Origin of the sequence: Psychrobacter sp. Ps3, from assembly GCF_022129275.1 — a bacterium.
Lineage (GTDB): Bacteria > Pseudomonadota > Gammaproteobacteria > Pseudomonadales > Moraxellaceae > Psychrobacter > Psychrobacter submarinus.
Map to the genome: position 1 here is coordinate 1 of NZ_JADQAL010000056.1, position 9,446 is coordinate 9,446.

Here is a 9,446-nt window from a genome sequence, read left to right on the forward strand (position 1 = left end):
ACTTTGGACTTCTTTTTTTATCTTTTTTTTGAGCGCTTATCCCGAACTGGGGTTAACTAAACAATTATTCTTGATTTATTGGTTTATTAGCATATGGACAAGTACTACTCTTTGTTCCAAAGGACTGCAAAGGTCATATAAAAGGAAGTTATCATGAGTGAAACGACTGTACAGACGCAAGGAAATCCAGACTTACTGTATGGACTGCACGATCGCCCTGCCGCGGGAAAAGCATTTTTGGGCGCAGTACAGCATGTACTAGCCGCCTTTGTTGGGGTGATTACGCCCTCATTAATCATCGGCGGTGCTTTAGGTCTAGGGGAGCACATCCCCTACCTGATTAGTATGGCACTGATGGTATCTGGCGTCGCCACCTTCATCCAGACACGCAAAGTCGGTCCCGTTGGTTCTGGACTTATGGCGCTACAAGGCACTAGTTTTGGCTTCTTAGCCGCAGTACTAGCGGCAGGGTTTGCGGTCAAAAACCGCGGCGGTAGTCCTGAGGAGATTCTCTCAGTTATCTTCGGGGTGACCTTTCTTGGTGCTTTTGTCGAGATATTTTTGAGTCAGTTCATCACTAAGCTCAAGTCGCTTATGAGTCCAATTGTGACCGGCTGCGTTATTGTGACCATTGGTCTGTCACTGACTAAGGTAGGTCTGACTGATCTAGCAGGCGGAGTGGGTGCAGAAGATTTTGGTAGCATTCCTAACCTTATGCTTGGCAGCGGGGTCTTGGTCAGCGTCGTACTGATCAGTATCGTCAATAATAAAGTCATTCGCTCAAGCGCTATTTTCATTGGACTGATGCTGGGTTTGGCTGTCGCTATGTTTATGGGCCGTATCGACTTCTCGTTGGTCGCTGAAGCCCCTCTCTTTACCGTGCCTGTTCCGTTCAAGTTCGGTTTTGGTTTTGACTGGCAAGCCTTTATTCCAATCGCCTTTATGTACATCATTACCAGTATCGAGACCTCAGGGGATCTCACTGCAACCTCGATGATCTCAGGTGAGCCGATCAAAGGCCCGCTATACGAAAAACGTATCAAGGGCGGAGTATTAGGCGATGGTGTCAACTCCGCCATCGCTGGGGTATTTAATAGCTTTCCTGTGACGACTTTTAGCCAAAATAACGGGGTCATTCAGATGACCGGTATCGCCAGCCGTTATGTCGGTTTTTTTGTGGCAGGCATTTTATTTGTTATGGGTCTGTTTCCTTTTCTTGGTGCTATTTTTACTCAGCTGCCAAAGCCAGTCGTTGGCGGGGTGACGCTACTGATGTTTGCGACCGTAGCGACTGCAGGTATTCGTATTCTAGCGACAGTCAACTTCACTCATCGTAATGTATTAATTATCGCTACCTCACTGGGTCTGGGTTTGGGCGTCGCCTTTGTCCCTGATGTGTTTGCACAAATGCCGCAGATGTTCCGCAATATCTTTGGCTCAGCGGTAACGATGTCTGGTGTGGTTGCTATCTTATTGGATACTATCTTGCCTAAGAGCTATGGTGCTGAATTTGATACGGCTGATCAGCATATAGATGATGGCTTAAAGACAGGCAGTCATGCACCCTAGTGATAACAGTGATGGTAGTGATAATGTCGTCATAGACTATCGCTAGGATAGATTATTACTAAGGCAGATTGTTAGAATAAAAAGTACAAAAACCGCCATAAGATTATTTTATGGCGGTTTTGTATTGATGAATCTAAAAACGAAGTTATAGCATTGAGTAACTCACTGGCTTAGCATTATTGCATTGCTATACCGCTGGAGCGCTAATTACTCAAGTCCACAGCCACGTAAGATAAACGGTATCAAAAACTCGGCTGCTCGCGCTTCATCGTTCTCTTCATACGCCTGTTTTTGCAACAAACCAACAATCTCAGTTTCAAATTCAGCATAACGCTGGGTGGTCGCCCAAATCAGAATAAGCAATTGAAGCGGATCTTTGATACCTATCTTGCCTTGCTGATGCCAAGTTTTCATCACCTCCACCTTATCAAGCGCCCAGTCTTGCATCGTATGCGACATAAAATCATGCAAATGCGGAGCGCCGCCGATGACTTCAAGAGCGAAAAGCTTATGGCGATTGGGATGAGCAAAAGCTTGGTGCAGCTTAGTTCTGACAAACTTCTCAATGACAGTTTTTGGGTCGCTATCTACCGTCATTGTTACAAGACCCTCGTTCCACTCCTCAATAATGGCGCGCAGTACTTTTTCATAGAGGTTTTTTTTATTCTTAAAATAATAATGTACATTGGCTTTGGGGAGTCCGGCACGATCGGCAATGCCCTGCATCGTAGCGCCGCGGAAACTTTTTAGCACAAACTCCTCTTCAGCAGCCTTGAGAATGACGGCTTGATTATGAGCGCGAATGTCTTGCTGACTGCGGTGAGTGTCATTATCTAAAGTGCTCAAATCATCGGTGGTAAAAGTCATAAATGTATCCTATAAAAAGCAAATAATGACAGCTTAGTGGTTAAGTAATGCTAATAACGCTTAAATTATTGAGTACTAAATGCGATAAATTATGATATATTGTATAAAGTAGTTGACCATTTGGTCAACTTTAAGCAGAATAGCCAATATAAACCATTTGGCGACTTATTTATACTTTTATTATCATTCTCAGCGATAGCACTTTAGCATACCAATAGACTGCCAAACACCTAAGGCATGTCCTTATTTTTGATACGCTATGATTTGAAAGGCTATGAGGCTTCCACCCTACAAGAAAAGGACTTCATCGTGAGTTTAACCTTAGCGCAATTCAACGACTTTGACCAAGACCAAGCCACCTCCGCACTACTTACTTGCTGTACCAGCTCTCGCTGGGCGCATAACGTAGCAAGCGCTCGACCATTCGAGACGCTAGAGGCTCTGATCGCTCATAGCGATACGGTATGGAGCAAAGTGCAACAGCAAGAGTCGGACTTGTTAGAGGCGCTTGACGGCCATCCGCAAATCGGTAATGTCGCCACGCTCAAAGAAAAGTACCGCAATACTGCAGATAGCGCTGCTCATGAACAATCAGGCGCGAATGAAGCAGATGATGAGGTTCTTGAAGCTCTAGCACAAGGCAATCAAGCCTATCTTGATAAGTTTGGCTTTATCTTTATCGTCTTTGCCACAGGCAAAAGCGCTAAGCAAATGCTCGACTTACTATTAGCGCGTTTGCCGAATGAGCGCGCCACTGAGCTTGTCAACGCCGCGACAGAACAAAATAAAATCACGCGCTTGCGTTTAAACAAATTATTTGAATAAGCCGTTTAGCTCAACTAACCGTACTTTTAAAACACTGAAAATACCAAAACATCAAAGGATTTATTATGTCAGCTTCTCTTTCCTCGCATATCTTAGACACTCATTTGGGCAGACCTGCCGCCGATATCGCAGTTGCTCTACGCCGAGTCGATAACCATTCAAACGACGCGACGCTTTTGGCTCATGGTACCACCAATAGCGATGGCCGTGTCAGCCCAGATAGCTGGGAGTTTGATGAGGCCGTGAGCGCAGCTGATCGTGAACTGAGCACGGGTCGCTACACGTTGACTTTCGATACGCAGACCTATTTTGATACCCAAAACCTCACAGCTTTTTATCCGCAAGTTATTATCGACTTTGTAGTCAGTGATGACAGTCATTATCACGTGCCCCTATTACTAAGTGCTCACGGTTACAGCACTTATCGCGGCTCGTAATTTATTTTTCATATCAAACGCAGTATTTAAGACATCGTATAAAAGGACAGTAGTCGCATGGGTGCATATCTTCTTGATTGGGTCGCTTTATTTTTTCGCTGGTTTCACGTTATCGCCGGCGTAGCATGGATTGGTGCGTCCTTTTATTTTGTTTGGCTCGATCTGAGCTTACGTAAGCCGCCGCAGTGGAAAGCCGATAAAGGTATCTCTGGCGATTTGTGGGCGGTACACGGTGGCGGGTTTTATGAAATCGCCAAATACAAGCTTGAACCTGAAGAGATGCCAAAGACGCTGCATTGGTTCAAGTGGGAAGCTTATACCACTTGGCTGACTGGTGCGGCGATGATGGCGATTGTCTACTACGCCAATGCGACCGCCTATCTGATTGACCCCAGTAAAGTCGCTTTTGGTAGTCATGTTGGCGCCATCTCGACCAGCTTACTCTTCTTGTTCGGTAGCTACTTTGTCTATGAGGTTATCGTCCGTAGCCGCATCGGTAAAAATGCGTTAGTGTTTAGCTCTACTATCTTTATCCTGCTAGTGCTTGCGACTTGGGGCTCATACCAGCTGTTTAGTGATCGCGCCTCTTTTATCCATGTCGGTGCTATTTTAGGTACAATTATGGCGGGTAACGTGTTTTTTGGGATTATGCCCGCTCAGCGCGCGCTAGTGGACTGCGTACGTAGAGGCGAAAAGCCGGGTAAAGAAGTCGCAGACTTGGCACTTATGGCCAAGAACCGCTCTTTGATGAATAATTATTTTACCCTGCCGCTTATCTTTACCATGATTAGTAACCACTACCCTATGATGTACTCGCATGCTCATGGCTGGTTAGTGCTAGTGTTTGTAGGCGTCATTACGGCACTTGTACGTCACTATTTTAACCAAAAGCATCTGGGCAATACGCAGCCCAAATTCCTATGGATTCCAGCTTTATTGACTGTTTTATTGATTATTTGGATGCGCCCTGCACCTATTGAGCCGCTTCCTGTACCACCCGTACAGTCTGCGGTTCCTGTGGAAGCTGCCCCTGAGACGCCGACACCTACTGAAGCAACTAATCCAGCAATAGCTGCGGCTGATAGCACTGGGGAAGCCGTAACTGTCTCAGCTAACGATGCGGTTATGAGTGTGGTACAAGCAAAATGCGCAACTTGTCACATGGCGCAGCCGACGCAGCAAGGCTTTAACGCGCCGCCTGCTGGCATTATATTGCAAACCCCTGAAGATATGAAAATTCATCAAGCTAAAGTGGTCACTGCGGTACAAACCGGCTATATGCCATTAGGCAATATCACTCAATTAACCGATGAGGAGCGCGCTCAAATTGTGGCGTATGCCGCTGGGCTATAGAATACTTTGAGCGGTTAAAATAAGACGGCAACGGTAGGCCAATAGACAATATTGAATAATTCGCTTGACCGTCGGCGCGCTTTGGTTATCAGTCATCAGTAAAATTGGTATCGTCGGTTTTGTCAACGTCGTGGGCGCTATCATCGCGCCATTCTTTGGAATTTTGGTCATCGATTACTACATTATTAGACGTCAAAACATCAACATGAATGACTTTTTTCTGTCGCGACAGTACTCGTACCTAATTTGGCAAAATTCGAAGGTTACGGCTTCTTATTAGGCGCAGCAATCGGCGGGTTAATTTACTGGCTTCTCATGCGCAAATATGGCATTGAGCTCAATAAAACTTTAGCGCACTAATAAGCACTGTGTACTGTTAAGGCGCTAATAAATAGCTAGATGGTTAGCAAACAGTATGAATAGAAGGAAAAACATTATGACGCAAAAAATCACCAGCGACTTTGATCACTCCGCTTATCCGCGTGATCTAAAAGGCTATGCTGATACTCCCCCTAAAGCCAACTGGCCTGGCGGCGCTAGAATCGCTGTTCAGTTCGTCTTGAATATTGAAGAGGGTGCAGAAAATAGTATCATCCACGGTGATAGCGAATCAGAGCGGTTTTTATCTGATATATTGGGCACGCCTTCGTTTAACAATCGTCATCAGTCTATCGAATCGGCGTTTGAATACGGTAGCCGCGTCGGCGTTTGGCGCGTCTTGGATGTCTTTAAAGAGTATGGCCTTCCCATCACGACATTCACTTGTGCTGCGGCCGCAGAAAAAACCCCGCATATCATTGAACGTGTACTAGAAGATGGCCACGAAGTTGCTAGCCACGGCCTGCGCTGGATCACTTACCAGTATATGTACCGCGAAATCGAGCGTGAGCATGTGCGCCGTGCTACTGAGATCTTTGAGCGTATGCTCGGCAAGCAGCCTATAGGCTGGTACACCGGACGTGACAGTCCCAATACTCGTGAGCTGGTCGTCGAGCAAGGCGGTTATAGTTATGACTCTGACTCCTACGCTGATGAGCTGCCTTATTGGCTAAATGTCAAGTGCGAAGATGGCGATAAAATATTACGTAAGCCGCATCTTGTTATTCCTTATACGCTTGAGACTAACGATATGCGTTTCTCATCCAGCCCTGGATTCACCAATGCTGAGCCTTTTTATCAGTATCTCAAAGACAGCTTTGACACGCTGTATGAGGAAGGGGATAAAAACGGCAAAAACACGCCCAAAATGCTTACCATTGGCCTGCATTGCCGTATCATAGGCCGCGCTGGGCGTATTGTCGCACTCAAAAAATTCTTGCAATATATTACCAATAAGCCTGACGTTTGGATCTGTCGCCGCGATGAGATCGCTAAACACTGGTACGACAACCATCCAGCGACTAAGGATAATACCGCAGACTGGATGTAACTATGATCGATATCATCGGAATAGATATCATCATGGTCTTAGACTCAAATTTATCACGGCCCCTAATGACTAAGGACTCTTAACTATGTCAACAAAAAGCACGTATTATGCACCAACTGGCGGCTTACCGCCGCAAACCCAGCTGCTATCCGATCGCGCTGTCTTCACTGAAGCTTATGCTATTATCCCTAAACGTGTCCTCACTGACATCGTGATTAGTTACCTGCCCTTTTGGGAAGGTATGCGTATGTGGGTGATTGCTCGTCCGTTAAGCGGTTTTTCAGAAACCTTTTCACAATATATCGTCGAAGTCGCACCCAATGGCGGCTCTGACAAGCCTGAGCTCGATGCGAAAGCCGAAGCCGTATTATTCGTCGTTGAAGGTGAGATGGACGTGACTATCGAGGGAGAGACGTATCATATGGAGGCCGGTGGTTATGCGTTTTTACCTCCTGGCTGCAAATGGACGCTGAAAAACAATAGCGACACCCACGTCAAGTTCCACTGGATCCGTAAAGCCTATCAGTATGTAGAAGGCATCGATGTTCCTGAAGCTTTTGTTACCAGTGACCATGAGGTCGAAGCGATCGCCATGCCAGATACCAATGGCGTCTGGAAAACCACGCGGTTCACTGAGCAGTCTGATATGCGCCACGATATGCATGTAAACATCGTTACTTTTGAGCCAGGCGGCGTGATTCCATTTGATGAAACGCATGTAATGGAACACGGCTTATACGTGCTAGAAGGCAAAGCGGTCTACCACTTAAATGCTGAGTGGGTCGAAGTTGAGGCCGGTGATTTTATGTGGCTACGTGCGTTTTGCCCGCAGTCTTGCTACGCTGGCGGCCCTGGTCCCTTTAGATACTTACTCTATAAAGATGTGAATAGACATATGCCTTTTATTCGTCCAGAATAATAGGTCATCTGCCATAATAGATAGTATCAAATACCAGCATTCATTCTAATACGCCATTTGCACTTAAATGGCGATTTAAGTCGCCTGCAAATTTGTAAGGAATTTGCAGGTAGTCATAATAAAAGTAAGGCAAAGTCATGAGTACTACGATCGTTGCAAAACCTTTAACTAAAGCTGAGTTTGCTCCCTATGGCACGGTGATTGAACCTTATGATGATGAGCAACAAACGCCTGATAATTGTTACCATATCAACCAAGGTTATGCTTGTCGTCATCACGCTATTACCAAAGTAGCGCTAGATGGCGGTGAAGTTGGCCTAAGTATTTTTCGGGCCAAAAAGCGCGACCACCCTATCAGGTTATCCGTGATGGAATATCATCCTTTTGGCACGCAAGCCTTCTTTTCCATGAATGGCCGAGACTACGTCGTAGTCGTGGCCCCTGCAGGCGAGCCGCCAAAATCAGCTGAAGATTTGACCGTGTTTTATGCCAAGTCGCATCAAGGAGTGCAATACGATAGAAATGTCTGGCACCACCCACTACTAGCGCTAGGTGCTGATTGCGACTTCTTAGTCGTCGATCGCATCAACGGCCCTGGCAATAACTGCCATGAGTTAAATATTGATGATTGGGGCGTCACGATTGAGATCGAAAACGAGCAACCTGTCCCTAAAGCGCAACGAGTAGAGCAAGAACAGGTTTAGATGTCGGTACTGAACGATTAGCTTTATACCTACTTCATTCAGACACCATAAAGCTAGATATAGTTAGCTGAATGTAAAACTGTTATGGATTTAAACGCGCTACTGGTATAAATTTTACTTACGTGCTGCGTTCCAAGAGGCTGCGCAAAATTCATTCCAGTAGCGCTATGACACTTTTATAGTGTATCGACTATACAGTCCGTGCGCGTCTAGATAAGACAGCCCTTACAGGGTTGTCTTTTTATATGTAAGGCATCCCTTTATAGCGTTATCTGATAGACGTCATCTACCCAAATTTGTATTAGTGTTTAAGAGACTAAGGTATGACACAGAGCAATTTACTGACAGAGCAAGGATCGATACGAGGATCAGGACAGTGGTTAGGTACGATCCAAATTATCACCGCTGCAGTCTGCTGGGGTACGCTTGGGATATTCTCAACCTATCTGAACCAATTAGGCTTTAGTGGCTGGCAGGTGACTATCTTGCGTATCGTGACCGCGGCGTTAATTGTTCTTTTTATGCTGCCCAAACTATACCCGCAGCTGCTCAAGCTTAGCGCCAAACAATGGGGCGGCTTGGCATTGCAATCGCTGATTGGCGTACTGGGTATGTCGCTATGTTACTTCTTTGCTGTTTCCTATGTTGGTGCTGGTGCGGCAGTGGCGCTACTTTATACCGCGCCTGTCTTTAGCTTGTTGTTTGCCGCTATTTTTTTGAATGAGTCTATCACTCGGCAAGCAGCGCTACTTGCCTTAGTTGCAGTATTTGGAGTAGGTCTGACGATGGCAGGAGATGGCGCGCAAGTCAACTGGGGTATAGGGTTAGGACTATTAGCAGGGGTGTGTTATTCGTTATATGGTGTGCTTGGCAAACGCGCTATGCACTACGCGCATCCGGCTCCCTTAGTGTTTTTTACCTCTATCGTGATTAGCGCCAGCGTACTGTTATTATTACCTGAGACTTATCATACTTATAGCAAGTTATTGAGCTTGCCTGTATTGAGCTTAGGCTACGCATTAGGGCTCGCACTGATTGGTACGGTCGTGCCGTTTGCCTTATATATGAAAGCGCTAGAAAAACTACCCGCTTCTCGCGCTTCGGTGTTTACTATTTTCGAGCCGCTGACTGCTATTGCCTTAGCGATTTTATTATTGAACCAGTCGCTTAGCCTTGTTCAGTATTTAGGCGTCATGCTTATCTTACTCGCCGCGCTATTTAATGCGCTACTTAACGGTACTACTACTCGAGTGCCACGGTGGCTGCGACGACGGCAAAAAGTCTAGTATTTATTAGGGCGTGTTGAACATTCGACCATGGCACTGACAGAGACTATTTTTTAG

The 9,446-nt window shown here is 45.9% G+C and carries 11 protein-coding genes; 9 read left to right on the forward strand and 2 right to left on the reverse strand.

Features of this window, described 5'->3' with window-relative positions:
- The first annotated feature begins 153 nt into the window (after window positions 1-153).
- The gene (locus I3248_RS11645; protein ID WP_238063907.1) at window positions 154-1,569 is read left to right on the forward strand and encodes a nucleobase:cation symporter-2 family protein; all 1,416 of its coding nucleotides are present in this window, start codon (window positions 154-156) and stop codon (window positions 1,567-1,569) included.
- A 207-nt stretch (window positions 1,570-1,776) separates the two neighbouring features.
- Here the strand turns inward: I3248_RS11645 and I3248_RS11650 are convergent, their stop codons facing one another.
- Window positions 1,777-2,436 carry a TetR/AcrR family transcriptional regulator gene (locus I3248_RS11650; protein WP_201558993.1) on the reverse strand — a complete coding sequence of 220 codons (660 nt, stop codon included), beginning with the start codon at window positions 2,434-2,436 and terminating at the stop codon, window positions 1,777-1,779.
- Between the two features lie 309 nt (window positions 2,437-2,745).
- Between I3248_RS11650 and uraD the strand changes: the two genes are divergently transcribed.
- The 3 genes from uraD (at window position 2,746) to I3248_RS11665 (ending at window position 5,051) form a co-directional block, all read left to right on the forward strand.
- Complete coding sequence (gene uraD / locus I3248_RS11655; RefSeq protein ID WP_025644013.1) at window positions 2,746-3,261, forward strand: 2-oxo-4-hydroxy-4-carboxy-5-ureidoimidazoline decarboxylase; 516 nt, start codon at window positions 2,746-2,748, stop codon at window positions 3,259-3,261.
- 65 nt (window positions 3,262-3,326) lie between these two features.
- Entirely contained in the window at window positions 3,327-3,698 is a 372-nt protein-coding gene (uraH, locus tag I3248_RS11660; protein WP_238063908.1) for a hydroxyisourate hydrolase, read from the forward strand.
- Between the two features lie 57 nt (window positions 3,699-3,755).
- Entirely contained in the window at window positions 3,756-5,051 is a 1,296-nt protein-coding gene (locus I3248_RS11665) for a urate hydroxylase PuuD (protein WP_238063909.1), read from the forward strand.
- Here I3248_RS11665 and I3248_RS12195 read toward each other — a convergent pair.
- The gene (locus I3248_RS12195) at window positions 5,046-5,222 is read right to left on the reverse strand and encodes a hypothetical protein (protein WP_238063914.1); all 177 of its coding nucleotides are present in this window, start codon (window positions 5,220-5,222) and stop codon (window positions 5,046-5,048) included. The two genes, I3248_RS11665 and I3248_RS12195, sit on opposite strands and share 6 nt — an antisense overlap.
- Here I3248_RS12195 and I3248_RS11675 point away from each other — a divergent pair.
- The 5 genes from I3248_RS11675 to I3248_RS11695 all read left to right on the forward strand — a co-directional run bounded on the left by I3248_RS11675 (window position 5,182) and on the right by I3248_RS11695 (window position 9,389).
- A complete protein-coding gene (locus I3248_RS11675; protein ID WP_238063913.1) occupies window positions 5,182-5,331 on the forward strand; it encodes a hypothetical protein in 150 nt (49 codons plus the stop codon). The genes I3248_RS12195 and I3248_RS11675 overlap by 41 nt on opposite strands.
- 156 nt (window positions 5,332-5,487) lie before the next feature.
- Window positions 5,488-6,480: an allantoinase PuuE gene (puuE, locus tag I3248_RS11680; RefSeq protein ID WP_238063910.1), complete on the forward strand. Its 993-nt coding sequence runs from the start codon at window positions 5,488-5,490 to the stop codon at window positions 6,478-6,480.
- 85 nt (window positions 6,481-6,565) lie between these two features.
- Complete coding sequence (locus I3248_RS11685; protein ID WP_201611758.1) at window positions 6,566-7,399, forward strand: bifunctional allantoicase/(S)-ureidoglycine aminohydrolase; 834 nt, start codon at window positions 6,566-6,568, stop codon at window positions 7,397-7,399.
- Window positions 7,400-7,536: 137 nt separating this feature from the next.
- Entirely contained in the window at window positions 7,537-8,103 is a 567-nt protein-coding gene (locus tag I3248_RS11690; protein ID WP_238063911.1) for an ureidoglycolate lyase, read from the forward strand.
- Window positions 8,104-8,426: 323 nt separating this feature from the next.
- Complete coding sequence (locus tag I3248_RS11695) at window positions 8,427-9,389, forward strand: EamA family transporter (RefSeq protein WP_238063912.1); 963 nt, start codon at window positions 8,427-8,429, stop codon at window positions 9,387-9,389.
- The last annotated feature ends 57 nt before the right edge of the window (window positions 9,390-9,446 follow it).